At 72.4% G+C, this 26,927-nt stretch carries 23 protein-coding genes and 1 pseudogene; 14 read left to right on the top strand and 10 right to left on the bottom strand.

Annotated features, from left to right (window positions below; translation table 11 throughout):
- Positions 1-17 precede the first annotated feature (17 nt).
- Together ACIF80_RS13895 and ACIF80_RS13890 are read right to left on the bottom strand one after the other, a co-directional pair.
- Positions 18-2,033, bottom strand: coding sequence for an FAD-dependent oxidoreductase (locus ACIF80_RS13895; RefSeq protein ID WP_399803573.1), 2,016 nt, complete (start codon positions 2,031-2,033; stop codon positions 18-20).
- A 163-nt stretch (positions 2,034-2,196) separates the two neighbouring features.
- Entirely contained in the window at positions 2,197-2,577 is a 381-nt protein-coding gene (locus tag ACIF80_RS13890) for a hypothetical protein (RefSeq protein WP_399803569.1), read from the bottom strand.
- Positions 2,578-2,890: 313 nt separating this feature from the next.
- On the opposite strand from ACIF80_RS13890, the gene ACIF80_RS13885 reads away from it, so the two are divergent.
- The gene (locus ACIF80_RS13885; protein ID WP_399803566.1) at positions 2,891-5,032 is read left to right on the top strand and encodes a SpoIIE family protein phosphatase; all 2,142 of its coding nucleotides are present in this window, start codon (positions 2,891-2,893) and stop codon (positions 5,030-5,032) included.
- Here ACIF80_RS13885 and ACIF80_RS13880 read toward each other — a convergent pair.
- Positions 5,022-5,867, bottom strand: coding sequence for a putative protein N(5)-glutamine methyltransferase (locus ACIF80_RS13880; protein WP_399803563.1), 846 nt, complete (start codon positions 5,865-5,867; stop codon positions 5,022-5,024). The two genes, ACIF80_RS13885 and ACIF80_RS13880, sit on opposite strands and share 11 nt — an antisense overlap.
- 360 nt (positions 5,868-6,227) lie before the next feature.
- Here ACIF80_RS13880 and ACIF80_RS13875 point away from each other — a divergent pair, with 360 nt between their 5' ends.
- The 4 genes from ACIF80_RS13875 (at position 6,228) to ACIF80_RS13860 (ending at position 9,935) form a co-directional block, all read left to right on the top strand.
- Positions 6,228-6,851 (top strand): sulfite oxidase-like oxidoreductase, encoded by a 624-nt coding sequence (locus ACIF80_RS13875; protein ID WP_399803561.1) that lies wholly within the window; start codon positions 6,228-6,230, stop codon positions 6,849-6,851.
- 91 nt (positions 6,852-6,942) lie between these two features.
- Positions 6,943-7,662, top strand: coding sequence for a ferredoxin reductase (locus ACIF80_RS13870; protein WP_399803976.1), 720 nt, complete (start codon positions 6,943-6,945; stop codon positions 7,660-7,662).
- Between the two features lie 260 nt (positions 7,663-7,922).
- Positions 7,923-8,891 (top strand): acetylxylan esterase, encoded by a 969-nt coding sequence (locus tag ACIF80_RS13865; protein WP_399803558.1) that lies wholly within the window; start codon positions 7,923-7,925, stop codon positions 8,889-8,891.
- Positions 8,892-9,143: 252 nt separating this feature from the next.
- Positions 9,144-9,935, top strand: coding sequence for a GntR family transcriptional regulator (locus ACIF80_RS13860; protein WP_399803555.1), 792 nt, complete (start codon positions 9,144-9,146; stop codon positions 9,933-9,935).
- Here ACIF80_RS13860 and ACIF80_RS13855 read toward each other — a convergent pair.
- Positions 9,913-10,695, bottom strand: a complete 783-nt coding sequence (locus ACIF80_RS13855; RefSeq protein WP_399803553.1) for a class I SAM-dependent methyltransferase — start codon at positions 10,693-10,695, stop codon at positions 9,913-9,915. The genes ACIF80_RS13860 and ACIF80_RS13855 overlap by 23 nt on opposite strands.
- Positions 10,696-10,775: 80 nt before the next feature.
- Between ACIF80_RS13855 and ACIF80_RS13850 the strand changes: the two genes are divergently transcribed.
- From ACIF80_RS13850 to ACIF80_RS13840, 3 genes are all read left to right on the top strand, one after another.
- Positions 10,776-11,174 (top strand): nuclear transport factor 2 family protein, encoded by a 399-nt coding sequence (locus ACIF80_RS13850; protein WP_399803551.1) that lies wholly within the window; start codon positions 10,776-10,778, stop codon positions 11,172-11,174.
- A 254-nt stretch (positions 11,175-11,428) separates the two neighbouring features.
- Entirely contained in the window at positions 11,429-12,682 is a 1,254-nt protein-coding gene (gene rho / locus ACIF80_RS13845) for a transcription termination factor Rho (RefSeq protein ID WP_399803547.1), read from the top strand.
- A gap of 127 nt (positions 12,683-12,809) precedes the next feature.
- Entirely contained in the window at positions 12,810-14,030 is a 1,221-nt protein-coding gene (locus ACIF80_RS13840; RefSeq protein WP_399803544.1) for a D-alanyl-D-alanine carboxypeptidase family protein, read from the top strand.
- Between the two features lie 78 nt (positions 14,031-14,108).
- Here ACIF80_RS13840 and ACIF80_RS13835 read toward each other — a convergent pair whose 3' ends face one another.
- Both ACIF80_RS13835 and ACIF80_RS13830 read right to left on the bottom strand, forming a co-directional pair.
- Positions 14,109-15,128 carry an asparaginase gene (locus ACIF80_RS13835; RefSeq protein WP_399803542.1) on the bottom strand — a complete coding sequence of 340 codons (1,020 nt, stop codon included), beginning with the start codon at positions 15,126-15,128 and terminating at the stop codon, positions 14,109-14,111.
- Positions 15,125-15,913: a FadR/GntR family transcriptional regulator gene (locus ACIF80_RS13830; RefSeq protein ID WP_399803539.1), complete on the bottom strand. Its 789-nt coding sequence runs from the start codon at positions 15,911-15,913 to the stop codon at positions 15,125-15,127. Before ACIF80_RS13830 ends, ACIF80_RS13835 begins: the two co-directional genes overlap by 4 nt.
- 164 nt (positions 15,914-16,077) lie before the next feature.
- Here ACIF80_RS13830 and ACIF80_RS13825 point away from each other — a divergent pair, with 164 nt between their 5' ends.
- The gene (locus tag ACIF80_RS13825) at positions 16,078-17,109 is read left to right on the top strand and encodes a fatty acid desaturase family protein (RefSeq protein ID WP_399803973.1); all 1,032 of its coding nucleotides are present in this window, start codon (positions 16,078-16,080) and stop codon (positions 17,107-17,109) included.
- Positions 17,110-17,163: 54 nt separating this feature from the next.
- On the opposite strand, the pseudogene ACIF80_RS13820 reads toward ACIF80_RS13825, so the two are convergent.
- From ACIF80_RS13820 to ACIF80_RS13805, 4 genes and pseudogenes are all read right to left on the bottom strand, one after another.
- Positions 17,164-17,357 (bottom strand): annotated as a pseudogene (locus ACIF80_RS13820) (fluoride efflux transporter FluC); the annotation flags it as partial.
- 286 nt (positions 17,358-17,643) lie between these two features.
- Positions 17,644-17,901: an ArsR/SmtB family transcription factor gene (locus ACIF80_RS13815; protein ID WP_399803537.1), complete on the bottom strand. Its 258-nt coding sequence runs from the start codon at positions 17,899-17,901 to the stop codon at positions 17,644-17,646.
- A gap of 239 nt (positions 17,902-18,140) precedes the next feature.
- Entirely contained in the window at positions 18,141-19,718 is a 1,578-nt protein-coding gene (locus tag ACIF80_RS13810) for an arabinogalactan endo-beta-1,4-galactanase (RefSeq protein WP_399803534.1), read from the bottom strand.
- A 116-nt stretch (positions 19,719-19,834) separates the two neighbouring features.
- Entirely contained in the window at positions 19,835-21,856 is a 2,022-nt protein-coding gene (locus ACIF80_RS13805) for a beta-galactosidase (protein WP_399803531.1), read from the bottom strand.
- A 217-nt stretch (positions 21,857-22,073) separates the two neighbouring features.
- On the opposite strand from ACIF80_RS13805, the gene ACIF80_RS13800 reads away from it, so the two are divergent.
- The 5 genes from ACIF80_RS13800 to ACIF80_RS13780 all read left to right on the top strand — a co-directional run bounded on the left by ACIF80_RS13800 (position 22,074) and on the right by ACIF80_RS13780 (position 26,803).
- On the top strand, positions 22,074-23,396 hold the full coding sequence (locus ACIF80_RS13800) for an ABC transporter substrate-binding protein (protein WP_399803528.1): 1,323 nt from the start codon (positions 22,074-22,076) through the stop codon (positions 23,394-23,396).
- On the top strand, positions 23,393-24,382 hold the full coding sequence (locus tag ACIF80_RS13795; protein ID WP_399803525.1) for a carbohydrate ABC transporter permease: 990 nt from the start codon (positions 23,393-23,395) through the stop codon (positions 24,380-24,382). The genes ACIF80_RS13800 and ACIF80_RS13795 overlap by 4 nt, the downstream gene beginning before the upstream one ends.
- Complete coding sequence (locus ACIF80_RS13790; protein WP_399803522.1) at positions 24,379-25,284, top strand: carbohydrate ABC transporter permease; 906 nt, start codon at positions 24,379-24,381, stop codon at positions 25,282-25,284. The genes ACIF80_RS13795 and ACIF80_RS13790 overlap by 4 nt, the downstream gene beginning before the upstream one ends.
- Positions 25,281-26,312: a LacI family DNA-binding transcriptional regulator gene (locus ACIF80_RS13785; protein WP_399803519.1), complete on the top strand. Its 1,032-nt coding sequence runs from the start codon at positions 25,281-25,283 to the stop codon at positions 26,310-26,312. Before ACIF80_RS13790 ends, ACIF80_RS13785 begins: the two co-directional genes overlap by 4 nt.
- Positions 26,313-26,413: 101 nt before the next feature.
- Complete coding sequence (locus ACIF80_RS13780) at positions 26,414-26,803, top strand: MarR family winged helix-turn-helix transcriptional regulator (protein ID WP_399803517.1); 390 nt, start codon at positions 26,414-26,416, stop codon at positions 26,801-26,803.
- The last annotated feature ends 124 nt before the right edge of the window (positions 26,804-26,927 follow it).

The raw sequence follows: 26,927 nt of genomic DNA, 5'->3' as shown, positions 1-26,927 counted from the left end.
GACGGCACGGGACTCTCCTAGAGAGCCGCCGCCACCTCCGTGCCCTGCTTGACGGCCCGCTTGGCGTCCAGTTCGGCGGCCACGTCGGCGCCGCCGATCAGGTGGACGGAGCGTCCGGTCGAGACCAGTTCCTCGTACAGGTCGCGGCGCGGTTCCTGGCCGGTGCACAGGACGATCGTGTCCACCTCCAGGACGGTGCTCTCGCCGTCGACGGTGAGGTGCAGGCCCGCGTCGTCGATACGGTCGTAGCGCACGCCGGGGACCATGGTGACACCGCGGTGCTTCAGCTCGGTGCGGTGGATCCACCCGGTGGTCTTGCCCAGGCCGGCGCCGACCTTGGTCGTCTTGCGCTGGAGCAGGTGGACGGTGCGCGGCGGGGCGGGCCGCTCGGGTGCGGTGAGACCGCCGGGCGTGCGGTGGTCCATGTCGACGCCCCACTGGCGGAAGTACGTCTCGGGGTCCTCGTGCGCCTTGTCGCCGCCGTCGGTGAGGAACTCGGCGACGTCGAAGCCGATGCCGCCCGCGCCGAGGACGGCGACCCGGTCGCCGACGGGGGCGCCGTCGCGCAGGACGTCGAGGTAGCCGAGCACGCTCGGGTGGTCGACGCCGGGGAGGTCGGGGACGCGCGGGGTGACTCCGGTGGCGACGACGACCTCGTCGTGGCCGGCCACGTCGTCGGCCGTGACCCGGATGCCCAGGCGTACGTCGACGGCCAGTTCGGCGAGCCGGGTGCGGAAGTAGCGCAGGGTCTCGTCGAACTCCTGCTTGCCGGGGACCTTGCGGGCGACGTTGAGCTGGCCGCCGATCTCGCTCGCGGCGTCGAACAGGGTGACGTCGTGGCCGCGTTCGGCGGCACTGACGGCGCAGGCCAGGCCGGCCGGGCCGGCGCCGACGACCGCGACGCGCTTGCGGCGCCGGGTCGGGGACAGCACCAGCTCGGTCTCGTGGCAGGCGCGCGGATTGACCAGGCAGGAGGTGATCTGCAGATTGAAGGTGTGGTCCAGACAGGCCTGGTTGCAGCCGATGCAGGTGTTGATCGCCTCGGGCCGGCCGTCCGCGGCCTTGGCCACGAAGTCGGGATCGGCGAGCATCGGGCGGGCCATCGACACCATGTCGGCGTGCCCCTCGGCGAGCAGTTGCTCGGCGAGTTCGGGGGTGTTGATCCGGTTGGTGGTGACGAGCGGGACCGAGACCTCGCCCATCAGCCGCTTCGTCACCCAGGTGTACGCACCGCGCGGTACCGATGTGGCGATGGTGGGGATGCGGGCCTCGTGCCAGCCGATGCCGGTGTTGATGATCGTGGCGCCGGCCGCCTCGACGGCGCGGGCCAGCGTGATCACCTCGTCCAGGGTCGAGCCTCCGGGGACGAGGTCCAGCATGGAGAGCCGGTAGACGACGATGAAGTCCTCACCGACCGCCTCGCGCACCCGGCGGACGATCTCGAGGGGGAAGCGCGTCCGGTTCTCGTACGAGCCGCCCCAGCGGTCGGTGCGCCGGTTGGTCTGCGCGACGATGAACTCGTTGATCAGGTAGCCCTCGGAGCCCATGATCTCGACGCCGTCGTAGCCGGCCTGCCGGGCGAGGCGGGCGGTACGGACGTAGTCGTCGATGGTGCGCTCGATGTCCGCGTCGGTGAGTTCGCGGGGCGTGAAGGGGCTGATCGGCGCCTGGAGGGGGCTGGGGGCGACCAGGTCCCGGTGGTAGGCGTACCGGCCGACGTGCAGGATCTGCAGGGCGATGCGTCCGCCCTCGCGGTGCACGGCCTCGGTGACGACGCGGTGCCGCTCCGCCTCCTCGTCGGTGGTGAGCTTCGCGCCGCCCTCGAAGGTCCGCCCCTCGTCGTTGGGTGCGATGCCGCCGGTGACGATGAGGCCGACGCCGCCGCGGGCACGGGCGGCGTAGAACTCGGCCAGGCGCTCGAAGCCGTTCTCGGCCTCCTCCAGGCCTACGTGCATGGAGCCCATGAGGACCCGGTTGGGCAGGGTGGTGAAGCCCAGGTCGAGGGGGGTCAGCAGGTGCGGGTAACGGCTCATCGGGCCCTCCGTGCGCGGTGTCGTCCCTCTGTTGTAGAGGACGCGCACCCGTTTATGCAACTAGTTGCATAAACGTGGTGGAGGGCACACCGGGACGGCGGACGTCAGCACGGCCGGGGCGTCCGGCCGTGCTGACGTCCCGCCGTCCCGGTCCCGGCGGCGGTCAGCGGCTTTCGAGGCGGACGTGCAGCTCCTTCTCCTGGTCCCCGGAGACCGTGCTCAGGTCGTGCACCGTGAACAGGGATTCCAGGGTGGTGCGGACCCGGTCGATCGCCCAGTAGCCGCCCTGCAGGTCGGCGTCGACCGAGGACGCCAACCGGACCGGGCCGCCCGGGCGGGCTCCGCCCTCGTGCGGATCGGCCACGTCGAACGTGCCGAGCCACACCGTCGGACGGGGCCCGGAGGACTTCTCCGGCACGTCGCCGGAGTGCCGGTCGGACGTGAAGTACGCACCCAGCGTGTCGAACACGACCTGCGCGTCGTGCCTGTCGCACCCACTGAGCTCGACCGAGACGGATTCCGGGTGCGGTCGCTCGCTGCCCATCGTGATCGCTCCTTTCGTCGCGGCGCCTTGCCGCGTCCTGCCGTGCCTCGGCCACGTCCTTGCCGCGCCTTGCCGGGCCTGCCCCACACGGCGTACCCCGCCCTCTGCCGCCCAAGCACCGCACACACGCACGCACAGGTGCGCCCCCCGCGCACGACCGGCGTGTCCACGGAATCGCGGGGCACCCGGCGGAGGGAAGAAAGAAGATGGAGGAGACAGCCGGAGAGGCGGAAAATCGCCCCCATGCGCGGTAGAACAAGTGATGTCGGCACATCACGGTGTGCCGCGGAAATCGGCGAAGGCGGGGCGTGCGATGAGTTCAGCCGGGTCACCCCTGGTCGAGGGCGACGGAGACGGAACGGCCGCTGGGCCGATCCGTCCCAGCGGACTGCTCGACGTGCTGCGCGTGGCCTCGGTGGTGCTGGACCCCCAGGGCCGGATCGTGCTGTGGAGCCCCCAGGCCGAGGAACTCTTCGGGTACGGCGCCGAGGAGGCGCTGGGCCAGTACGCCGCCCGGATCATGGTGCACGAACAGTATCTGGACCTGGTGGTCAAACTGTTCTCCGAGGTCATGCGGACCGGGCAGAGCTGGGCCGGGGCGTTCCCCATCCGGCGCAAGGACGGCGGCACCCGGCTCGTGGAGTTCCGCAACGTGCGGCTGACCGACGACCAGGGCGGCGTCTACGCCCTCGGCCTCGCGGTCGACCAGTCGACCGTGCGCCGGGTGGAGCAGGACGTGGCGCTGTCCACCCGGATCGTCGCCCAGTCCCCGATCGGGCTGGCCGTCCTGGACACGGATCTGCGGTACGTCTCGGTCAACCCGGCACTGGAACGGATGAACGGCGTCCCGGTCGAGGATCACCTGGGCCACACGATGCCCGAGGTACTTCCGCACCTGGAGATCGGCACCGTCGAGGCCGCGGCGAGGCGGGTCCTGGCCAACGGGAAACCGGTCGTCGACCAGTTCATGATCGGCCGGACTCCGGCCGATCCCGACGAGGACCACGCCTGGACCGCCTCCCTGTTCCGGCTGGAGAACGCGCTCGGCTCGGTGCTCGGCGTAGCCCTTTCCGTGGTGGACGTCACCGAGCAGCACCGGACGGGCCTCGAGGCCGAACGGGCCCGGCGCCGGCTGGCCGTCGTGGCCGACGCCTCGGCTCGGATCGGCACCACGCTCGACCTGGACCGTACGGCCCGGGAGCTGGCCGAGGTGGCCGTGCCGGAGCTGGCCGACGTGGCCGCCGTGGACCTGCTGGACACGGTGGTGCTGGGCCGCCGGAGCACCCTCGGTCCGGCCGAGTCGGCGGTGATCCGGGCGCTGGCGGTCCGGGGCACGGGCGCCGGCTCGGGGGACGCCCTGCTGGCTGCCGATCCGCCGGGCCGGGTGGCCCGGTACGGCCCGGACCGGTTCGTCACCGAGTGCGTACGCACCGGCCTGCCCGTGATGCTGCCGCAGGTCAAGGACGAGGACCTGCCCCGGATCGCCCGGTCCGCCGAGGCGGCCGAACTGCTGGGCCGGGCGGGTGTGCACTCGTATCTGGCAGTGCCCCTGATCGCGCACGGCGAGGTGCTCGGCGCCCTCGACCTCAAGCGCACCGGCAACCCGCTGCCGTTCGACGAGGACGACCTGTTGCTGGCCCGGGAGCTGGCCGCCCGCGCGGCGATACAGATCGACAACGCCCGCTGGTACCAGAGCGCCCGCGACGCCGCGCTCACCCTGCAGCGCAGCCTGCTGCCCAGCCATCCGCCGGTGACGGGCGGGCTCGAGGTCGCCTCCCGCTACCAGCCGGCGGGGGCCACCAGCGAGGTGGGCGGCGACTGGTTCGACGTGATCCCGCTGGACGGCGGCAGGACGGCCCTCGTCGTGGGAGACGTGATGGGCAACGGCATCCCCGCGGCGGCCACCATGGGGCGGCTGCGCACGGCGACGAACACACTGGCCTCGCTCGGTCTCGATCCCGCGGTGCTCCTGGAGCACCTCGACCGGGTCATCGGCGATCTCGAGGACGCCATCGCCACCTGCGTCTACGTCGTCCACGATCCCCGTGAACGGCAGTGCCTGATCGCCAACGCGGGGCACCTGCCACCGGTGCGGGTCCGGGCCGGCGGCACCCCGGAACTGCTCGACCTGCCGACCGGGGTGCCGCTGGGGGTGGGCGGCGTCAAGTTCTCGACCACCGTCGTGGGGCTCGAACCGGGCGACCGGCTGGTGCTGTACACCGACGGTCTGGTCGAGACCCGGCACCACTCGCTGGACGAGCGCCTCGACCACCTGCTCACGCTGCTGCGCGGCCGGCCCGACCGCTCCCTCGAGGAGACGTGCGACCTGCTGCTGCGCACCCTGCACGAGCCCGACAACTTCGACGACGTGGCCCTGCTCATCGCCCGCGCGACCCTGCCCGGCGGCCCCGCGTCCCCGGGCCGCCCCGCCGCGTCGGACGGAACTACGGTCTGACGCCGATCACGACATGGGCGTACTCCTCCTCCGGGACGGCCAGGCGGGTCCGCAGCCCGGCACCGGTGAAGGCCGCAACAGCCGCGGGCGCCTGGCGGCGGGTCGTCTCCACCAGGAGGCAGCCGCCGGGCGCCAGCCAGTCGGGGGCCCCGGCGGCCACCCGGCGCAGCACGTCGAGCCCGTCCGCGCCGCCGTCGAGCGCGACCCGCGGCTCGTGGTCGCGGGCCTCCGCGGGCAGCAGGCCGATCTCGTCACTGGGCACGTACGGCACGTTGGCCGCGAGGATGTCGACCCGGCCGCGCACTGTGCCGGGAAGTGCCTCGAACAGGTCCCCTGTGTGCACCAGGCCGCCGACGTCCGCGACATTGCGGCGGGCGCAGCGCACGGCGGCCGGGTCGATGTCGGCGGCGTGCAGTTCGACCGTGCCGAGGCCGGCGGCCAGGGCGACGCCGACGGCGCCCGAACCACAGCACAGGTCCACGACGACGGCCGCGTCGGGCGCCTGCGCGAGGGCCTGCGTCACGAGGAACTCGGTACGGCGCCGGGGCACGAAGACACCGGGAGCCACGGTGATTCGTCGGCCGCTGAACTCGGCCCAGCCGACGACGAGTTCGAGAGGGAGCCCGCGGACCCTGCGCTCGACCATCCCGGTCACGTGGTCCGGGGTGGGAGCAGCGGCGAGGATCAGTTCGGCCTCGGCCTCGGCGAAGACGCAGCCCGCGGCACGCAGCGCGGCCACAACGGAATCCGGCGCGGCGGGTGCGGACGGAGCGACGGGCGAGGAAGGGAAGGAAGAGGGAGAGGAGAGGGCAGCCTGGGGAGAGTGGGACGGCATGGCAGCAGGAGCCTTTCGAGAGCCGAAGGGCACTCCCGCGGTCGCCTACTGGGGGCGGACCGCTTCGCTTCGTGGTGAGAGCACCCGGCCTGACACAGCGGTAATGGGTCTCACCCCCTCGGCCGTCGACGACTGGGGCCCTCCCCAGCCGGACCGCAACAGTACCCGACGAGACCACCGGCCGTCCGGCGCTTTTCCTGGGGCCGGCGGGATCGCGGAGCGGGCGGCCGGCAGGTGGGCCGACGGGCGGGCGGGCAGGTGGGCGGGTGGGGTGGGACAAGTGTGCGGGCAGTTCCGGACACCCCGTACGGTTGAGCCCGGAACCACCTGAGCACCACTCGCAACGGAATCGCCGATCACGTGAACATCACCCGCGGCTTCACCGGCCGCCCCCGCGTGCACAACCCCGGCCTGCCGCCCGGCCAGTACGACGCGGGCGACGAATGGCCCGTCCTCTCCGCCGAGGTCACGCCCGACCTCGCGCCCGCCGACTGGGCGCTGCGGATCGACGGGCTGGTGGCGGAGTCCCGCACCTGGACCTGGGAGCAGGCCCACACCCTGCCGGCCTCGGCGTACGAGGGTGCGATCCACTGTGTGACGAGCTGGTCGAAGTTCGGAGTGCGGTTCGGAGGTGTCTCCCTGGACGCCTTCTGGGATGTCGTCCGGCCCCATGGGTCCGCCACCCATGTCGTCGCCTACTCGCACACCGGCTACACGGCGAACCTGCCGCTCGCGGACCTGACCGGCGGACGGGCCTGGATCGCCTGGGAGTACGACGGCCGGCCGCTCCCGCCCGAGCACGGTGGCCCGGCCCGGCTGATCGTGCCCCATCTGTACTTCTGGAAGAGCGTCAAGTGGATCGCGGGCCTGCGGCTCCTCGACCATGACGAGCCGGGGTTCTGGGAGGGCAACGGCTACCACGCGCGGGGCAACCCCTGGGAGGAACAGCGGTACTCCGGTGACGGGGACGACGGAAATGGCTGAGGTGACCGAGCGGGCGGCACAGCCGCAGGAGGCCGGGAGCCGGAAGGCGGAGTCCTCGCCGGCGCCGTTCATCCCTCCGACACGGTTCGCCGTGCCCGGACGCATCGGGGTGAGCGAGCAGACGGCCTCGGTGTGGCGGACGGCGACACTGACCGACATCCGTCGCGAGACCCCGCGCGCCGCGACCTTCCGCTTCGCCGTGCCCGGCTGGCCGGGGCATGTGCCCGGCCAGCACCTGCTGCTGCGGCTGACCGCCGAGGACGGCTACGTGGCCCAGCGCCACTACTCGATCGCGTCCGCGCCGGACGACTCCGGGCACATCGAGCTGACTTTGGACCATGTGGCGGGCGGCGAGGTGTCGAGCTGGTTCCACTCGGTGGCCCGGCCCGGTGACCGGGTCGAGGTGCGCGGCCCGCTGAGCGGCTTCTTCGCCTGGCCGGGCGACCGGCCCGCGCTGCTGGTGGGCGCTGGCTCGGGCGTCGTCCCGCTGATGTCGATGGTGCGGCACCACAGGGCCCGGGCTCTGTCGCTGCCCCTGCGGCTGCTGGTGTCGGCGCGCAGTCCCGAGGAGCTGATCTACGCGGGCGAGTTCGGCGCGGAGACCCTGCGGGTGTTCACCCGGAGCGCGCCGGAGGGCACGGCCGTGGGGCGTATGGCGGCCGCACATGTGGCGCCACTCCTGGCCGAAGCCCCTCCGGGTGGGTGGGAAGCCTATGTGTGCGGCTCCAACTCCTTTGCCGAGCACGCCTCCGGACTGCTCGTCGCGGCCGGACAGCCCGTGGACCGCATCCGTATCGAGCGCTTCGGCTGACCCGCACCGCTCACCGGGTCCGCGCCACCGCCACCACGCCGGCCGCCCCGGGGCCGGACCGCTCCGGGGCCGGACCGCTCCGGGGCCGGCGAGCTGCCGTTCCGGACTCGGCGATGGCAAACGCTTTCCATACCCTTTACCTGCGTCTCTCCTTTCTTGCGTATGCATGGATCGAGTCCGGCGCAGGATCTGGCGGGCGCTCCGACGGTCCACGTACGGTGTGATCGCTTCGTACTGTCCCGGCACAAAGGCGGTTCTTCATGCCCCTGTTCGACCTTCCCCTCGACGAGCTGCGCGAGTACCGGAGCGCGTCCACGACACCGGGGGACTTCGACGCGTTCTGGACCGGGACCCTCGCCCAGGCGCGCGAGCACGACCTGGACGCCCGCTTCGAGCCGGTCGACACGGGCCTGTCCACGGTGCGGGTCTTCGACGTGACGTTCGCCGGGTCCGGGGGGCATCCGGTCAAGGGCTGGCTGACGCTGCCGGCCGGGGCCGAGGCGCCGCTGCCGCTGGTCGTGCAGTTCATCGGCTACGGCGGTGGCCGCGGGCTGCCCCACGAGCACCTGCTGTGGGCCTCGACGGGCCGGGCGCACTTCGTGATGGACACCCGCGGCCAGGGCAGCGCCTGGGGTGGCGGCGGTGACACGGCGGACCCGGTGGGCGGCGCGCCCGCGTACCCCGGGTTCATGACGCGCGGTATCGACGCGCCGGAGAACTACTACTACCGCCGGGTGTTCACGGACGCGGTGCGCGCGGTGGAGGCCGCCCGTTCCCACCCCCTGACCGACGCGGCGCGCACCGCGGTCCTCGGCTCGAGTCAGGGCGGCGGCATCACCCTCGCGGTGGGCGGCCTGGTCCCGGACCTCGCGGCGGTGGCCCCGGACGTGCCGTTCCTGTGCGACTTCCCGCGGGCGGCGACGCTCACCGACCGGCATCCGTACCGGGAGATAGGCCTCTATCTCAGGACGCACCGGGGCCGCACCGAGGACGCCCTGCGCACCCTGTCCTACTTCGACGGCGTGCACTTCGCCGCCCGCGGTTCGGCGCCCGCGCTGTTCTCGACGGGCCTCGAGGACCAGACCTGCCCGCCCTCGACGGTCTTCGCGGCGTTCAACGCCTGGACGCACGACGACAAGGCGATCGAGGTGTACGACTTCAACGACCACGAGGGCGGCGGCCCCTTCCAGGAGGCGGCCCAGCTCCGCTGGATGCGCTCGTACATCTGAGGGACCGCACCGCGGACTTTCGGACAGGACGGCTTCGGCGGCTCCCGTATCCCGTCCGGCTCCGGGACAAGGGGACTCGGCTGCCGCGGCACCGCGCGCACCCTCCCGCACGGTGCCGCGCGGCGGGCGCCGCCCCGGTCCCGTTTCGGCCGAACTCACGGACCGCTCTTCCCTGCTGGTTTAGACCAGTGGTAGATGTGGTGGCGCAACGAGCCCGCACCACTACGGAACGTCACCAACAGGAGGCGCGGCATGGCCCGCACCACCCCGCACGATCCTCCGCAGGCCTCTCCACCCACCGCCCGGTCCACCGCACCGCGCGACCCCGCGCACCCCGAGGATGAGCCGCTCTACCGGCGGATCGCGACGGAGTTGCTCGGCGAGCTGCGCGACGGAGCCATTCCGCCCGGCGAACGGCTCCCGGGTGAGCGGCAGTTGGCCGAGCACTTCGGAGTGAGCCGGGAGACCGTACGACAGGCGCTGGAGGTGCTGCGCCGCGACGGCCTGGTCGCCACCGACCGGCGGGGCAGCCATGCCACCCTGAAGAGCCCGCCGGTGGAGACGCCCGCCGCGCTCACCTTCCCGGTCGGCGCGCGGCACGTCGGCCGGGACGCGATGGCACGGGCCACCGTGTCCTGGGAGTCTCCGCCTCCCGGGCACGCCGAGGCGCTGGCCCTGGCACCCTCCCGGCCGACCCTGGTGCACCGCTACTGGTCCGCGTCGGCCGACGGGCGCGAACTGCGGACGGCCGTGACCTCGTTCTCCACCGTCGCGCTCGCCGAGGTCGAGGAGCTGGCGCGCTACCGCGACCGGGCCGACGGCACCACCGCCGCGGAGCTGCGGCGCGCCTACGACTGGCTGCGCAGGGCCGGGCTGACACTGCACCACCGCGACACGATCACCCGGATCGCGGGCACACCGTCCGTTCGGGTCACCCGACGGGTGCACGACCAGTACGCCCGGCCCCTGGAGATCACCGAGCTGATCGTGGACGCCCAACAGGACGCGCTGGTCTACGAGTTCACTCTGCCCGCCGCGGTCTGACCGGCGCGGCGGACGGCTCGCGGCCGAGCCGCTGCTCCACGGGCCGCTCGGCGACGACCAGACGGACCCGGGGGCTGCCGTCCGGCCGCCGCCCGAACTCTGGCAGCGGGTGGAGTTCGACCCGGAATCCGGCCCGGTCCAGCTCGCGCCGGAGAGCACCGAAGCGGAGGGCGCGGTAGTACATGACGAACGGCGGGCGCCACACCGCGTTGCGCACCCGCATCACCATGTCGAAGCCCAGGAGCATTCCGTGCACGAGCGAGCCCGGCCGGGGCGGGGCGACCACCGGGAAGGCGAACCGCCCCCCGGGCCGCAGTACACGGTGGACCTGGGTGAACAGCCCTGGCAGCTCACGCGGCAGGAAGTGGCCGAACGCCCCGAAGCTCACCACCAGGTCGAAGGCCGGCCCGAACGGCAGCGCCCGCGCGTCCGCCCGCACCCAGCCGGCCGCCGGCCCCTCGGTCCGGGTCCGCTCGCGCGCGACGTCGAGCATGCCCGCGCTGAAGTCGACGCCGGTGATGCTCCGGCGGCACACCCTCGCCAGGACGTCCATACCCGCGCCGGTGCCGCAGCACAGATCGAGGCCGGAGTCGAACGGCCCCAGCCTCCGCAGTGCCACGGCGGTGGCGTCGAGCGCCGAGTCGGGCGTACGGAAGGGGGTGTGGTCGAATTTCGGCGCGAGGAGGTCGTATCCGCGTTCCACGGACGACATCACCTGGACGGCGAGTTCGCGCAGGCGGGGGCCTTCGGGGCTGAACATCGGATCAGCCTAGACCCAGGAGCCGGCCGTGGGACTAACCTCGTGCGCACTGTGCGATCCGTTGACTGTGAGGAGCTGTGATGCGGGCATTCCGTGAGGCCGTGGAGGCGCACGACATGGACGCCGCCGAAGCGCTGCTGGCGGAGGATGTCGTCTTCTCCAGTCCGGTCGTCTTCAAGCCCTACACCGGCAGGCCGGTCACCGCGGCGATCCTGCACGCGGTGGCGGAGGTCTTCGAGGACTTCCGCTATGTGCGGGAGGTCAATGACGCGAACGGCCGTGACCATGTCCTCGTGTTCACCGCTCGCGTGGGCGACCGCGAGGTCGAGGGCTGCGACATCATCCATGTCGACGACGAGGGCCGCATCGACCAACTCACCGTGATGGTCCGGCCCTTGTCGGGCGCTCAGGCACTCCAGGCGGCCATGGGCGCGAAGTTCGACCAGATCGCACGTGCCGCGCAGGACCGTTCGGCCTGAACCGCTCCCCCAGCCCTGCCCCGGGGCCCGCCGGTCTCCTCCGGCGGGCCCTTTCCGGCTCCACTCCCTCGCACACCCCGTGGACCTGTGAACCCGCGGCCCCGTGGTACAGTGCAAAGAGCACCCGTTTCATGCCCTGGTAGGGCGTCGGTGCCAGTTCTTCCTCGGATTCTCCCCGGTACGCCGTTCCGCCCGTCGTTTCGGGCCGGCCGTCCGGCTTTTCCACACCACCTCGTGAGCGGGGCTCCACCGCCGTGGCCGAGGTGCTGTTCCCACCGCCCCGGGCGCTGGACGCGTCCTGCTGCGCGGTTCTCCCCTTCCCCGCGTGTGTTCTCTCCGCCCCCGTCGTCCACGAAAGGACCGACCTCATGACCACCCCCACACTCGACCGCCCCTCCGTCCGGCAGCAGTCCCGGCCCGTCAGCGGCGTCCTCGACGTCGATGCGGCCGGGAAGGGGCACCTGCGGGCAGGCACCTGCCTGCCCTCCTCCTCCGACCCCGCCGTCTCCCCCGCCACGCTCCGCAGGTACGGCCTGCGCAAGGGCGACCTGACCGAGGGCCTGCGCGGCGACCGGGGCGACCTGACCGAGGTCACCCGGATCAACGGCCGCGCCCCAGAAGCGCTGCGCGGCCGGCCCCGCTTCGGGGACCTGACGCCGCTTCACCCGCAGGAGCGGCTGCGCCTGGAGCACCCCGCGTCCGGTCTGGCCGGGCGCGTCGTCGATCTGCTCGCCCCGGTCGGCAAGGGGCAACGCGGTCTGCTCGTGGCCCCGCCGAAGACCGGCAAGACCGTGCTGATCCAGCAGCTCGCGGCGGCCGTCGCGGGCAACCACCCCGAGTGCCGCCTGATGGTGGTGCTGCTCGACGAACGCCCCGAGGAGGTCACCGACATGCGGCGCTCGGTGCACGGCGAGGTGTACGCCTCGACCTTCGACAGGCCCGCCAAGCAGCACATCGCCCTGGCCGAGCTGGTGATCGAGCGGGCCAAGCGGCTGGTCGAGGCAGGCGAGGACGTCGTCATCCTGCTCGACTCGCTGACCCGACTCTGCCGGGCGTACAACAACGCCGCCGCCTCCGGTGGCCGCACCATGAGCGGCGGGGTCGACACCTCGGCGCTGATCGGGCCGAAGCGGTTCTTCGGTGCCGCGCGCCGGGCCGAGGAGGGCGGTTCGCTCACGATTCTCGCCTCGGCCCTGGTGGAGACGGGCTCCCGTGCCGACGAGTTCTACTTCGAGGAGCTCAAGAGCACCGGCAACATGGAGTTCCGGCTGAGCCGCGAAGCGGCGTCCCGCCGGCTGTTCCCGGCCGTCGACATCGTCCAGTCCGGCACCCGCCGTGAGGAACTGCTGCTCACCCCCGCGGAATTGTCGGCCGCGCGCGGCCTGAGGCGGGCGCTGGGGCCCCGGGAGGGGCAGTCCGGCCTGGAGACGCTGCTGGAGCGGATGCGCGAGGCCCCCGACAACGCGACCTTCCTCCGGCGCGTCCAGCCCACCCTGCCCGGCAGCTGACGGCGCCCGGCAGTCGCCCCCTCGACCACGGAGAGCCGTCGCAGCGCCGTGCGGCATCCGGGTGCTTGTGGAGGGCTTCCGGCCCGGTCACCGCGGCCGTCCGGGGTCCCCTTCCTACGTTTGCGGTATGACTATCGGATTTGCTTCGTGGGCTGCCGTGTCCACTTGCGCCCTCTGCACAGCGGGCCTGCTGGCGCTCGCCCCTGCCGCGGCGACCGCCGGTACGCGCGTGGACCCCGCGCCGTCGCCCGGCTCCGGAGCACGAGCCGCCGCGGAACCACGGTCCGCGGCCGGGGTCGCGCCTGACGCGCTGCTGTACCGCTCCGGCACCCAGGTCCGCCCGCGCGCCGGGGCACCCGAGGTCCCGGAGCTGACCGCCCGGTCGTGGCTGGTGGCCGACGCCGACTCCGGTGAGGTGCTCGCCGCGCACGACGCGCACCGCAGGCTGCCGCCCGCCAGCACCCTCAAGACCCTGTTCGCGCTCACCGTGCTGCCCGTCCTGCCCGCCGGCATCCGGCACACCGTCAGCGAGGAGGAACTGACGGGCATCGGCCCCGGCAGCAGCCGCGTCGGGGTCGCGGAGGACCTCACGTACCGGGTCTCCGACCTGTGGAACGGAGTCTTCCTCAGTTCGGGAAACGACGCCGTGCATGTGCTGGCCTCGCTCAACGGCGGCTGGGAGGTCACCGCCGAGCGGATGCAGGACAAGGCCCACGCCCTCGGTGCCCACGACACGTGGGTGAAGTCGCCCGACGGCTACGACGCCCCGGGCCAGGTGTCGTCGGCGTTCGACCTGGCGGTGTTCGGCCGGGCCGGGCTGCACCGCCCCGACTTCGTCCGGTACTGCTCCCGCGAGGAGGCGATGTTCCCGGGCCGCGACGGCGGATCGTACGGAATCCGCAACACCAACCGGCTGCTCACCGGCTCGGACGGGGTGGAACGGTACCCGGGGATCGTCGGGATCAAGAACGGCTACACCAGCAGCGCCGGCCACACGCTCGTGGCGGCCGCCCACAGGGACGGACGCACCCTCGTGGTGACGGTGCTGAACCCGCTACGGAGCGGCGGGGACGCCGTGTACGAGGAGGCGCGCACGCTGCTGGACTGGGGGTTCGAGGCGTCCGGCCGGGTCGATGCGGTGGGATCGCTGGACGCCCTGCGGGTCAAGCCGCTGCCGGGGCCCCAGGTGCAGCCCACGACCGCCCCGGCCCTCGCCGCGGTTCCGGCGGCGCGGAGCCGGGGGCCCGAGCGGTCGGTGACATGGACGGTCGCGGGCGCCGCCCTGCTGGGCGCGGTGGGCGTGGCCCTGTTCCTGCGGCTCAGGTGGGGTCCGGTGGTGCCGGACTGACCGGCCGCGACCGACGCCACCCGCCGCCCCGGCACACCTCCCCCGCCGCCGCCCGCCGCTCCATGCTCCGGGAGGCCGTCAGCGTCGTGCGGCGGCCCCGGGCAGCGGTTCCAGCGCGGGTACGGGACGGATGCCGCCGACCGGCAGGCCGCCGCCGAGCAGCGGTTCGCCGGCGAACGCGGTGAGCGCGGCCGGATCGGCCCCGGCGAGGGCGAGGGCGGCCGCGGTCACCGGGACGCGTGCCCGGTCGGCGCCGTCGGAGATCTTCACGGCGACGGCGCCGCCGTCGGGCAGGGCGGCGACCTGTACGCCCTCGAATCCGTCCTTGGCGAGCAGGCCGGGCACGGCCCCCATCAGGGCGGCGATGTCCCGGCCGGAGCCCGACGCCATCTGGGGGTGGTCGCGCATCGCGTCGGCGACCCTGGCCTCGGGGGTGCCGGGCAGGGCGGTGGTGATCCGGGCGACGGCGCGGGCGAGGCCGTACAGGGAGACGGCGAACAGGGGCGCGCCGCAGCCGTCGACGGTCACCCGGGCGACGCGCTGCCCGGTGAGGTCCTCGACGGTCTCGGCGATCGCCCGCTGGAGGGGGTGGCCGGGGTCGAGGTAGTCGCCGAGGGACCAGCCGTTGAGCCGTGCGGTGAGGAGCATGGCGGCGTGCTTGCCGGAGCAGTTCTGGGCGAGCCGGGAGGGCGGGCGGCCCTCGCGCGCCCAGGTCTCGCGTACGGCCCGGCCGAACGGCAGGTCCGGGGTGTTGCGCAGGTGGTCCTCGGTGAGTCCGGCGCCCGCGAGGACGCGCCGGGTGCCGGCGAGGTGCCGTTCCTCGCCGGAGTGGCTGGCGGTGGCGAGGGAGAGCAGCTCGCCCTCGAGCGGGAGACCGGCCCGCACCATGGCGACGGCCTGGACGGGCTTGAGCGCGGAGCGCGGGTAGCAGGCGGCCTCGATGTCACCGAGCCCGAGCCGGATCTCGCCGTCGGCGCCGAGGACGACGACGGAACCGTAGTGGACGCCTTCCACGACCCCGCCGCGGACGAGGTGGGCGACAGGGGCGTGGAGGGGTTCGCGGACCGGGGGCGCGGCCGCGGGGAACGTGCTGTTCATCGGGATCGGTCTTCCGTGGGGGCGGGCCCGTGGGGGGCCATGGGGGTACGTGTGGGCGGGACCGCGCGGGCGGCCGTCCGAGGGCCGGCGGGCGCCGGGCGCACGATGGCCGTGAGGGTCGTCCCGACGCGCTCGAGATGGTGCGCCATCGCCTCGGCGGCGGCGTCCTCCGAGCCGTCGGCCAGCGCCTCGACGACAGCCCGGTGCTCGCGGTTGGACTGTTCGCGCCGGTCGCCGAGCTGGTTGAGGAAGACGGACTGACGCGCCAGCGCGTCCCGGATCTCCTCGATGACCCTGCGGAACACGGGATTCCGGGCGGCCTCGGCCACTGTGAGGTGGAAGTGGGTGTCCATGGCGGCCCAGGCGGTGGTGTCGGTCTCCCGGTCCATCCGGTCCAGCAGCCGGCGCAGGACCTCGAGGTGCTCGGGGGTACGCCGCCGGGCCGCGTACCGGGCGACCGGGATCTCGACGTGGCGGCGCACTTCCAGCAGGTCGCCGGCCGTGTAGTCGCCGAAGGTGGGGTCCCCGACGGCGTCGGCGACGACGAAGGTGCCCTTGCCGGTCCTGGACGCGGTCAGGCCCATGGTCTGCAGCGCCCGCAGCGCCTCGCGCAGTACGGGCCGGGAGACCTCGAGGGTGCGGCACAGCTCCGCCTCCGAGGGGAGCTTGTCGCCGATGGCGTACTCGCCGCGCTCGATGGCGTCGCGCAGGTGGGAGAGGACCGCTTCCATCGCGCTCACGCGCCGCGGACCGACTCCACCTGTCTGGCTGTCTGACAGGTTCACGGGGGTGATGGTGCGGGGCGGACGCGAGGGGTGTCAAGCCGGACGGGACGGCACCCGCGCTGGGGCTACCCACCCCCTCGTTCCGGGGGTCAACATCATTCTGCGGCGGGGCGTCCGTTCACATACTCACTTGCATGGTCGATCCAACGGTGCTCAATCCGACGATGCTCACGGAAATCCCGGCCGCGCGTACAGGCGAAAAGGGGAGCGACTTCGCCGAACTGTCGCGGCGCATCACCGCCGAAGGGCTGCTCAGGCGCCGCCCTCTCTACTACACCCTGCGCCTGGGGGCCGTGGGCCTCGCCCTCGCGGGAGGTGTCGCCGCCTTCCTCGTGCTGGGCGACCGCTGGAGCCAGTTGTTCGTCGCGGCGGCCCTGGCGGTGGTCTTCGGACAGCTCGCGCTGGCTGCCCACGATCTGGCGCACCGGCAGGTGTTCTCACGCCGGCGCCTCAGCGAGGCGGGTGGTCTGCTGGTGGCCGACGTGCTGCTGGGCATGAGCTACGGCTGGTGGATGAACAAGCACACCCGCCACCACGCGAATCCCAACCACGAGCAGAAGGACCCGGACGTCGCCCCCGACCTGCTGGTCTGGTCGCGCCGCCAGGCGAGCCGGGCGCAGGGTCCCGCCCGGTTCATCGGCAAGCACCAGGCCGCGCTCTTCCTCCCGATGCTGACCCTGGAAGGCCTCAATCTGAGTGTCAGCAGCTTCAAGGCCCTGCGCGGCCCGGCCGTGAAGCGGCCACTGCTGGAGGGGACCCTGCTCGTCGCCCACTTCGCCGTGTACTTCGGCGGCCTGTTCACGGTGCTCTCCCCCGGCAGGGCACTCGCCTTCGTCGCCGTCCACCAGGGTCTGTTCGGGATCTACCTCGGCTCCGTGTTCGCCCCCAACCACAAGGGCATGCCGATGATCGAGGAGGACCGGCAGCTGGACTTCCTGCGCCGCCAGGTCCTCACCTCCCGCAATGTCACGGGCGGTCCGATGGTCGACCTCTTCATGGGCGGGCTGAACCACCAGATCGAGCACCACCTCTTCCCCAGCATGCCCACACCCGCCCTCGGCCGGGCCCAGGTCATCACCGAGCGGTACTGCGCCGAGCTGGGCATCCCGTACTGCCGGACGGGGCTGTTCGCCTCGTACGCCACGGCGCTGCGCCATCTCAGGAGCGTGGGGGAACCGCTGCGCGGGGCCCGCTGACGGGCGGCGGCCCTCCCTCCGGCGGAAGGTCGTCGGGCAAGGACGGGCGGCCCGCTACGCCCACAGCGCGCCGGCCGGGGCCGTCCCGGCGAAGGCCGCGCCGAGGCCGGCCGTGACGCTCGCCACGACATGCGCGGCGGCATGGCGGACGGCCCCGTCTCGGCGAGGCGGAGGGTCTCGCAGGAGAAGGTGGAGTACGTGGTCAGGACGCCGCACAGACCGATACCGAGCAGCAGTTGGAGCGGGGGCGGCGGCGCCCGCTCCCCCGCCGAGCGCCACCACGGCGACGACGGGAGCGTGCGCGCGCAAGGCGGGGCGTGCGCGGAGGGCCTCGGGGGGCGGGGGTGTCACGGGCGCAGGTCCCCTGCTCGTCGAGCGGCCCAGGACGTGCGGGCGCGCGTCCTCACAAGTAGGGACCGTCGGCGGTGGCTCCGCGGTTCGGATACGGCGGGCCCCACCGCCGCGCCGCGAGGCGTGCTCGCGGCCGGGTGCCGGCTTGACGCCCTCGGCCGGGAAGCCCCTGGACCGTGTGCGCTACCAGCCCTTCTCGAACATCCGCGCGACCTCGGCGATCCGTACCTCGTCGCGCCGGTAGTACGGGCGGCCGGCGGCACCGCCGGTGCGCAGCAGGCCGACGGCGGTGAGCAGCCGGAGGTGGGTGAGGGCGACCGGGCGGGTCATGCCGAACCGGTCGGCGACGGCCTCCGCGGTGGCGCCGTGTTCGGCGCGGCCGGGTTCTCTCAGCCAGGCGAGGATGTGCAGTCGTGTCCCGTCGTCGGGAGTCCTGGTCATGTCGTCCACCTCCACCCCGGCGTCCGCTCCGGGCACTTCCACTGTCCCGCAGCCGACGGCCCCGTGTCAGGCGCTCCGGTGCCCCTGCCGGGGCAGCCGACCAGACTGGTGAATGGGGTGGTTGAACGGGGCAGTGACCCGACGGCACCGCCCCTTCGCGGCACAGCGGCGGGCGGCCCGGCCGCACACGTACCGTCGCGCGTGCGGCCGGGCCCGGCGTACGTCAGGAACTCACACGCTCACCGGTGGCCGAACCACGACATCGCGGGCAGCGCCCGGTCGTCGTAGCCGAACAGCGCCTGGTTCTCCCAGCCGTTGCCGGAGGCCGGGTCGGCCGGGTCCCAGCCGTTGCCGGTGCGGGCGGTCCAGGTCGCCTCCCAGTAGAAGACGCCGAGGCCCCGCCCGTTCGGGACGGCCTCCACGATGCTCGCCACGTCGTTCATCCACCGGGTCTGGCCCGCCGTGGTCGCCGGGTAGCCGGGGACCAGTTCCCCGGTGAGGTCGATGATGTTCTCGAGCCCGTCCTCGCTGTCGAGGCGGAACGGGTAGGCCGTCTCGGCGAGGAAGACCGGCTTGCCGTAGCGGGCGGCGGCGTCGTCCAGGGTGGTCTGGAAGTCGTGGAGCGTACCGTGCCAGTAGCCGTAGTACGACAGGCCGATGGCGTCGAACCTCACGCCCCGGGACACCGCGTTGTCGAACCACCAGCGGGTGCCGTCGAGGTCGCCTCCCTCGGCGAGGTGCAGCGCGACGGTCGTGGACGGGGCGACCGCCTTGACGGCGTCGTAGCCGGAGTTGAGCAGGCCGGCGAGCTGCGTCCAGTTGCCGGTGGACCCCTCGTTCCAGAGCATGCCGCCGTTGATCTCGTTGCCGACCTGGACCATGTCCGCGGTGGTGCCCTGCGCCTTGAGGGCGTTGAGGACGTCGTACGTGTGCTGGTACACGTCCGTCCTCAACTGGCTGTAGGAGTGTCCCGCCCAGGCGGCGGGCCTGGTCTGCTTGCCGGGGTCGGCCCAGGTGTCCGAGTAGTGGAAGTCGACCAGCAGCTTCATGCCCCGGGCCTTGACGCGCTGGGCCATGGCGAGGACGCGTGCCTTGTTGTTGTAGCCGTCGGCCGGGTTCACCCAGACCTTCAGGCGGGCGTAGTTCATTCCGGCGGACCGCAGGATGGCGACGCCGTCGCCGGCGGTGCCGGAGGCGGTCCGGTAGACGCCGCCCTTGGCCTCGCTCTTGGGCAGGGACGAGATGTCGGCGCCCTTGACCGCCAGGCCGGAGGTGCCCGGGGCGAAGGTCAGGTCGTCGACGTTGATCCAGTTGCCCGCGCCGGCGTCGCTGTGGACGCTGATCGTGCACTGGTTGTTCGTCACCCTGACGGGCACGACGATCCGTATCCAGTCGCCGGCGGAGACCGGCAGGTCGGTGCGCTGTTCGGCGCCTCCGCAGTTCTTGAGGGCGAGGTACGCGGCGTTCTGGCCGCCGCCGGAGCGGACCCAGGCGGTCAGCCTGTGGTCGCCGTTGGCCAGACCGGACAGGTACTGGTACGTCTCCACCCGGTAGGCCGAGGACGACCAGTGGGACAGGCGGTGACTTCCGCTGCGGCCACCGGACTCGGTGTACGAGGCGCCGGTGGCGCCGCGCTCCGACCAGCCGGCCGGGGTCGCGGCCCCCGAACCGTCGTTCTCGAAGCCGCCGTTGGTGAGGGTGCTCGCCGCCGTCGCGGGCTGGGCGGGCAGGGTGGTGAGGGCCAGCCCTGCGGCGAGCGGCAGGAGCAGGGCCCGGAGGATGCGAGTACGTGTGCACGTGCGTCTGGGATGGAACATCGGTGTCCGTCGTCCCTTCGACGTGGGGAGGGAGGCCGCCCCCGCCCGCTGCGGGGGCGGGGGCCTCCCTCCGCCCGCGGCGTGCGCTGCTCACGCGGGCGGAGGGGAGTCGTGGTTCAGCCGTCGAGTCGGACGACCCGGACGGCTCCGGCCGGGACCGCCAGGCGGCCCGCGGCGCGTTCACCCGTCAGCAGCTCGGTACCGGGGGTGTCCAGCGGCACCTTGGTGTCGCCGGCGGTGTGGTTGATCACGAACAGGAAGGTGCCGGACTCCCCGGTGCGGCGCACCACTTCGACGTCGCGGGGCAGATCGGCGCGCGGGGTGATCCCGGTGTCCTCGACGGCCCAGCCGAGCAGGGTGTCCAGCCCTTCGGCGCCCAGCCGGGTGGAGACGTACCAGGCGCTGCCCTCGCCGAGACGGTGACGGGTGACGGCGGGGCGGCCGGCGGTGAGGCCGTCGGCGTAGGCCCAGACGGTCTCCGCGCCGCGCGGCACCACGAACTCGGACCATACGTCGGCGCCGAGTTCGGAGCCGTCGGGGCCGGTCAGACGCACCCTGGCGCCGGCGTCGAGCGGCGAGAACTCCTCCACGGTCAGGCCGAGGACGTCCCGCAGGGCCCCCGGGTGGGCGCCCTCGTGCACGGCGTCGTGTTCGTCGACGATGCCGGAGAAGTACGAGACGACGAGGGTGCCGCCGTTCTCGACGTACTCCTTGAGGTTGTTCCCCGCCGCCTCGGTCATCAGGTACAGGGCGGGGACGACGACCAGGGGGTAGCGCGACAGGTCGGCTTCCGGGTGGGCGAAGTCGACGGTGAGGTGGCGGTCGTAGAGCGCCTCGTAGAAGGCGTCGGCACGTTCGCGGGCGTCGTGGTCCTCGGTGGGGCGCCAGTCGAGGTTCTGCGCCCACCAGGAGTGCCAGTCCCACAGCACGGCGACGTCGGCCTCGGTGCGGGTACCGCGCAGAGGAGTCAGCGCGTCGATGTTCGCGCCGAGTTCGACGACCTCGCGCCAGACACGGGTGTCCGTGCCGCCGTGCGGGAGCATTGCCGAGTGGAACTTCTCGGCGCCGCGCCTGGACTGGCGCCACTGGAAGAACATGGCGCCCTCGGAGCCGCGGGCCACGTGCGCGAGGGAGTTGCGGGCCATCTGGCCGGGCGCCTTGGCGGGGTTGCGGGGCTGCCAGTTGACGCCCGAGGTGGAGTGTTCGAGCAGCAGCCAGGGGGCGCCGCCGGCGACGGACCGGGTGAGGTCGGCGGACATCGCCAGGTTCACGTGGGTGCGGCGGCCGTCGGTGATCAGGTAGTGGTCGTTGGTGACGAAGTCGACCTCGCGGCCCCAGGCCCAGTAGTCCATGGAGTCGCACTGGCTGAGGGCCGTCATGAAGTTGGTGGTGACCGGGACGCCGGGTGAGAGGCGGTGCAGGATGTCCCGCTCGGCGACGAAGTTCTCCCGCACGGTGGCGTCGGCGAACCGCCGGTAGTCCAGCGCCTGGCCCGGGTTGCCGACCGTGGGGGTGAGCCGCGGCGGGTTGATCTGCTCGAAGTCCGCGTAGCGCTGGCCCCAGAAGGCGGTGCCCCAGGCCTCGTTGACGGCCTCGACGGTGCCGTAGGTCCGCGCGAGCCAGCGGCGGAAGTGCGCGGCGCACCCGTCGCAGTAGCAGGCGGAGACGGGGACGCCGTACTCGTTGTGGACGTGCCACATCGCGAGCGCGGGATGGCTCCCGTACCGCTCGGCGAGTCGGGTGGTGATGTCCGCGGCGGCGGCCCGGTAGTGGGGGTTGCTGTGGCAGATGGCGCCGCGCGAGCCGAATTCGTGGCGCACCCCTTCCGCGGTCACCGGCAGCGCGTCCGGGTGGGCGCGGTAGAACCAGACGGGCGGCACCACGGTGGGTGTGCCGAGGTCGGCGCGGATGCCGTTCTCGTGCAGCAGGTCCAGGACCCGGTCGAGCCAGCCGAAGTCGTGGACACCCGGCGAGGGTTCCAGCAGGGCCCAGGAGAAGATGCCCACGCTCACCATGGTGACGCCGGCCTCACGCATCAGCCGGACGTCCTCGGTCCAGACGCTTTCCGGCCACTGCTCGGGGTTGTAGTCCCCACCGAAGGCGAGCCCGGTGAGGCCCAGGGGGGTGGTCTCCGGCATGGATTGTCTCCCGATATGTCGAACTGCTGGGAACGTACACACACACTTTCGGCGGCGTGAAGCCAACATAACCGCACAGCAACAACCATTGACAAGTGTCCGGGATGTTTCTCTACTGTGAACGCTCACAGAGCAGCGCGAGCCACGGTACGAGCCGCGCGCAGCTGGGGCAGCAGGCCTTCGCGAGAGGCGGGGGCCCAGGTCAGGGGAGAGTTCCATGCGATACACGAAGCACCGTCGCCTCGTGAGTTCCGCCATAGCGGTCACGCTCGGCGCCACCACGCTGGCCGCGTGCGGCTCGTCGTCGGACGACGACAGCGGGGCCCGGTCCGGCCCGGTCTCACTGACGTACTGGACCTGGGCCCCGGGCATGGACAAGGTCGTGGACCTGTGGAACGAGGGCCCCGGCAAGAAGGAGCAGGTCAAGGTCACGGTGAAGAAGCAGGCGTCCGGCGACACGCTGGTCACCAAGATCCTCACCGCGCACAAGGCGGGCAAGGCCCCGGACCTGGTGCAGGCGGAGTACCAGGCGCTGCCCACGCTGGTCAGCAATGACGCGCTCGCCGACATCTCGAAGGACGTGGGCGACGCGAAGAGCAAGTTCGCGGACGGCGTCTGGCAGCAGACCACGCTCGGCACCGACGCGGTGTACGCGGTTCCGCAGGACATCGGGCCGATGATGTTCTACTACCGCGAGGACCTGTTCAAGAAGTACGGCCTGACGGTGCCGACGACCTGGGACGAGTTCGCGGACACCGCGCGCAAGCTCAAGAAGGAGTCGCCGGAGACGGACCTGACCACGTTCTCCGCCAACGACTCGGGTCTGTTCGCGGGCCTGGCCCAGCAGGCCGGCGCGCAGTGGTGGAGTACGTCGGGCGACCAGTGGAAGGTCGGGATCTCCGACGACGCGACCAAGAAGGTCGCCGAGTTCTGGGGCGGCCTGGTCAAGGAGGGTGCGATCGACAACCAGCCGATGTACACCCCCGCCTGGAACAAGGCGCTCAACACCGGCAAGCAGATCGCGTGGGTCAGCGCCGTGTGGGCGCCGGGCACGCTGAGCACGGCCGCGCCCGACACCAAGGGCAAGTGGGCCATGGCTCCGCTCCCCCAGTGGACCGAGGGGGAGAACCGCACCGGCAGCTGGGGCGGCTCCTCCACCGGCGTCACCACGGACTCCGGGAACAAGGAGGCCGCCGCGAAGTTCGCCGCCTGGCTGAACACCGACGGCGACGCCCTGAACGCGCTGGCGAAGGAGAGCGGCATCTACCCCGCCTCCACCTCGGCCCAGCTCAGCGGCGCCTTCACCACCCCGCCGGAGTACTTCTCCAACCAGCCGGACTTCTACAAGAAGGCCGCCGGGATCGCGCAGACCACCGCGCCGTCCGCCTGGGGCCCGAACGTCAACGTGGCGTACACGACGTTCAAGGACGCCTTCGGTGCCGCGGCGAAGAACAAGTCCGACTTCGCCGCGGCCGTGGAGACCATGCAGCAGGACACGGTCGCCGACCTGAAGAAGCAGGGCTTCGAGGTCGCTCCGTGACATCCCCGGCACGCGGGAAGGCGTACGGGGTCGAAGGGGCCCCGTACGCCCGCCCGTCCCGCACCTCCGCAGCGAGGCGCACCCGAAGCGCCCCCTTCCTCTTCCTGATCCCCGCGACGGTCCTCTTCCTGCTCTTCTTCGCGCTGCCCATCGGGTACGCGATCTGGCTCAGCTTCCGCAAGGTGCAGGTGTCCGGGCTCGGCCTGGGCGCGGGCGCCCGCAAGGAGGTCTGGGCCGGCCTGGAGAACTACACCGCCGCCCTCTCCGACAGCGAGCTGCTGGACGGCGCGCTGCGCGTGCTCGGCTACGGCTGCATCGTGGTGCCGGTGATGCTGGGGCTCGCCCTGGTGTTCGCGCTGATGCTGGACTCCGAGAGGGTGCGGCTCGCGCCCTTCACCCGGCTCGCGATCTTCCTGCCGTACGCCATTCCGGGCGTGATCGCGGCGCTGCTGTGGGGCTTCCTGTACCTGCCCGACGTGAGCCCGTTCTACTTCGTGCTCGACAGGCTCGGCCTGCCGCAGCCGGACCTGCTGGACGGCGGTCCGCTGTTCCTCGCCCTGTCGAACATCGCGGTGTGGGGCGGCACCGGCTTCAACATGATCGTCATCTACACCGCGCTGCGGGCCGTCCCGGCCGAGGTGTACGAGGCGGCGAAGCTGGACGGCGCCACCCCCCTGCAGATCGCGCTGAAGATCAAGATCCCGATGGTCGCGCCGTCGCTGGTGCTCACCTTCTTCTTCTCGATCATCGCGACCCTCCAGGTGTTCAACGAACCGACCACGCTGAAGCCGCTCACCAACTCCGTCTCCACCACCTGGAGTCCGCTGATGAAGGTGTACCAGGACGCCTTCGGCAACGGCGACATCCACTCGGCCGCCGCCCAGGCCGCCCTCATCGCGCTCGCCACCCTGGTGCTCTCCTTCGGCTTCCTGCGGGCCGCGAACCGACGCAACAAGCAGGACGACAGTCAAGGAGCGGCCCGATGAGTTCCGTGGCCCTGCACAAGGCCGAGCCCGTGGCCGGCACCGTCCCGGGCGCCGGCCGGGGTCCGGCGCGGCCCCGCCGCACCGCCCTGGTGCCCACCCTGACGCTGCTGCTCGGCGCGCTGTACTGCCTGCTGCCGGTGGCCTGGGTGGTCATCGCGTCCACCAAGTCCGGCAACGAGCTGTTCTCCACGTTCACGTTCTGGCCCGGCACCGGCTTCACCGAGAACCTCTCGGACCTGAACGCCTACCGCGACGGCGTCTACTGGAAGTGGATGGGCAACTCCGCCCTGTACGCCGGCCTCGGCGCCCTGCTGTCGACGTGCGTGTCCGCGGTCAGCGGCTACGCGCTGGCGGTCTACCGCTTCCGGGGCCGCGAGACGCTGTTCAACGTGCTGCTCGCGGGTGTGCTGATGCCGCCGGTGATCCTCGCCGTCCCGCAGTACCTGCTGCTGGCCCAGGCGGACCTCACGGACTCCTACCTGTCCGTGCTGCTGCCGCAGATCCTCTCCCCGTACGGCGTCTACCTGGCGCGGATCTACGCCGCGGCGTCGGTGCCGTCCGACGTGGTGGAGGCCGGGCGGATGGACGGTGCGGGCGAGTGGCGGATCTTCACCCGGGTCGCGCTGCCGATGATGCTGCCCGGACTGGTGACGGTCTTCCTGTTCCAGTTCGTCGCGATCTGGAACAACTTCCTGCTCCCGTACATCATGCTCAGCGACGACGAGAAGTTCCCGATCACGCTCGGTCTGCACACGCTCCTCGAGCAGGGCGCCAACACTCCGGCCCTGTACACCCTGGTGATCACCGGTGCGTTCCTCGCGGTGTTCCCGCTGGTCGCGCTCTTCCTGGTCATCCAGCGGTTCTGGAGCCTGGATCTGCTGTCCGGGGCCGTAAAGTCATGACCATGAGCAACACGGGGGGCAGGCGCAAGCCGCCGACGATCCACGACGTGGCGCGTGAGGCCGGTGTCTCGCGCGGCACCGTCTCACGCGTGCTCAACGGCGGCCACTACGTCAGCCCGTCCGCGGCGGAGGCGGTCAACGCCGCGATCCGCAGGACGGGTTACGTGGTGAACCGGCACGCCCGCTCGCTGATCACCGGCCGGTCCGACTCGGTGGGCTTCCTGCTGACGGAGCCGCAGGAGCGGTTCTTCGAGGATCCCAACTTCAACGTCCTGCTGCGTGGTTGCACGCAGGCGCTGGCCGCGCACGACATTCCGCTGCTGCTGATGATCGCCGGTACGCAGGCCGAACGGCGGCGCATAGTGCGGTACATCGCCGCCGGGCACGTCGACGGGGTGCTGCTGGTCTCCAGCCACTCGGGCGATCCGGTGGCCGAGGAGCTGCGGGCGGCGGGCGTGCCGCTGGTCGCGTGCGGCAAGCCGATCGGGCTGGGTTCCAAGGTGAGTTACGTGGCCGCGGACGACCGGGACGGCGCCCGTGACATGGTGCGCCATCTGCTGGGGCTGGGCCGGCGCAGGGTGGGCGTGGTGACCGGCCCGCTGGACACTCCGGGTGGCGTGGAGCGTCTCGCCGGGTACAAGGAGGTGCTCACCGGGGCCGGCATCGGGATCGACGAGCGGCTCATCGTCTCCGGCGACTACAGCAGGGCCAGCGGCGAGGCGGGCGCGGAGCGGCTGCTGGCCGGCGCGCCGGACATGGACGCCGTGTTCGTCGCCTCGGACCTGATGGCGCAGGGCGTGCTGACGGCACTGCACCGCGCGGGGCGCCGGGTGCCCCAGGACGTGGCGGTCGGCGGCTTCGACGACTCCCAGGCCGCCGTCTCCACCAGTCCCGGCCTGACCACGATCCGCCAGCCGTGGGACCGCATCAGCTCCGAGATGGTACGGGTCCTGCTCGCCCAGGTGGGCGGCGAGGACCCGGCCACGGTGATCCTCCCGACGGAACTGGTGAGGCGCGAGTCGGCATAGAGGCGCGCGCCGGTCACGGGGCGTGACGCGCGGGCGCCCGCGCATGGTCCGTGCATTGCCCAACCATTAGTTGAACTTCGAACAAATGTTACCGTTCACTCATGGCAGCGGAGACGGCCGGCATCCGGCTCGAGGAGCGGTGGCGGGAGATTCTGTCGGTGCACGCGCGCACCCTCGGGGAGATCGACCGTGCGCTGCATCCGTACGGCCTGGGCGCCTCCGACTTCGAGGTGCTCGACCTGCTCGCGACCGCGCCGCCCGAGGAGGGCGAGCAGTGCAGGGTGCAGAACCTGGGCGGGCGGGTCCACCTCAGCCAGAGCGCGCTGTCCCGCCTCATCGCCCGGCTGGAGAAGGACGGCCTGGTCATCCGCAGCCTCTGCGCGGAGGACCGGCGGGGCGTCTACGTCACGCTCACCCGCAAGGGCCGCGACCTGCACGCCGAGGTACTGCCGCTGCAGCGCGCGGTCCTGGCCCGCGCGCTGGGCGAGTAGCCCACCGCCCGGACGGTCGCGGCACGGCCGGGGCCTCATGCGGATCATGCCGGGCCCGTACGGGCCCGGCCTGTTCCCCCGGGGGCCCCCGCCCCGGGGGGGGGCCCCCCGGGGGCGCCCCCCC

This window comes from Streptomyces sp. NPDC085927, assembly GCF_044540975.1.
GTDB classification, from domain to species: Bacteria; Actinomycetota; Actinomycetes; order Streptomycetales; family Streptomycetaceae; genus Streptomyces; species Streptomyces hirsutus.
This window is presented reverse-complemented; position numbering and strand designations above follow the sequence as displayed.

What these genes read in the sequence shown, in the direction of transcription:
- ACIF80_RS13835 (WP_399803542.1), bottom strand. Translation starts at nt 15,128, where the DNA reads ATGAACAGCACGTTCCCCGCGGCCGCGCCCCCGGTCCGCGAACCCCTC.
- ACIF80_RS13810 (WP_399803534.1), bottom strand. Translation starts at nt 19,718, where the DNA reads ATGTTCCATCCCAGACGCACGTGCACACGTACTCGCATCCTCCGGGCC.
- ACIF80_RS13825 (WP_399803973.1), top strand. Translation starts at nt 16,078, where the DNA reads ATGCTCACGGAAATCCCGGCCGCGCGTACAGGCGAAAAGGGGAGCGAC.
- ACIF80_RS13840 (WP_399803544.1), top strand. Translation starts at nt 12,810, where the DNA reads ATGACTATCGGATTTGCTTCGTGGGCTGCCGTGTCCACTTGCGCCCTC.
- ACIF80_RS13800 (WP_399803528.1), top strand. Translation starts at nt 22,074, where the DNA reads ATGCGATACACGAAGCACCGTCGCCTCGTGAGTTCCGCCATAGCGGTC.
- ACIF80_RS13860 (WP_399803555.1), top strand. Translation starts at nt 9,144, where the DNA reads ATGGCCCGCACCACCCCGCACGATCCTCCGCAGGCCTCTCCACCCACC.
- ACIF80_RS13815 (WP_399803537.1), bottom strand. Translation starts at nt 17,901, where the DNA reads ATGACCAGGACTCCCGACGACGGGACACGACTGCACATCCTCGCCTGG.
- ACIF80_RS13880 (WP_399803563.1), bottom strand. Translation starts at nt 5,867, where the DNA reads ATGCCGTCCCACTCTCCCCAGGCTGCCCTCTCCTCTCCCTCTTCCTTC.
- ACIF80_RS13895 (WP_399803573.1), bottom strand. Translation starts at nt 2,033, where the DNA reads ATGAGCCGTTACCCGCACCTGCTGACCCCCCTCGACCTGGGCTTCACC.
- ACIF80_RS13785 (WP_399803519.1), top strand. Translation starts at nt 25,281, where the DNA reads ATGACCATGAGCAACACGGGGGGCAGGCGCAAGCCGCCGACGATCCAC.
- ACIF80_RS13780 (WP_399803517.1), top strand. Translation starts at nt 26,414, where the DNA reads ATGGCAGCGGAGACGGCCGGCATCCGGCTCGAGGAGCGGTGGCGGGAG.
- ACIF80_RS13855 (WP_399803553.1), bottom strand. Translation starts at nt 10,695, where the DNA reads ATGTTCAGCCCCGAAGGCCCCCGCCTGCGCGAACTCGCCGTCCAGGTG.
- ACIF80_RS13885 (WP_399803566.1), top strand. Translation starts at nt 2,891, where the DNA reads ATGAGTTCAGCCGGGTCACCCCTGGTCGAGGGCGACGGAGACGGAACG.
- ACIF80_RS13890 (WP_399803569.1), bottom strand. Translation starts at nt 2,577, where the DNA reads ATGGGCAGCGAGCGACCGCACCCGGAATCCGTCTCGGTCGAGCTCAGT.
- ACIF80_RS13805 (WP_399803531.1), bottom strand. Translation starts at nt 21,856, where the DNA reads ATGCCGGAGACCACCCCCCTGGGCCTCACCGGGCTCGCCTTCGGTGGG.
- ACIF80_RS13850 (WP_399803551.1), top strand. Translation starts at nt 10,776, where the DNA reads ATGCGGGCATTCCGTGAGGCCGTGGAGGCGCACGACATGGACGCCGCC.
- ACIF80_RS13865 (WP_399803558.1), top strand. Translation starts at nt 7,923, where the DNA reads ATGCCCCTGTTCGACCTTCCCCTCGACGAGCTGCGCGAGTACCGGAGC.
- ACIF80_RS13790 (WP_399803522.1), top strand. Translation starts at nt 24,379, where the DNA reads ATGAGTTCCGTGGCCCTGCACAAGGCCGAGCCCGTGGCCGGCACCGTC.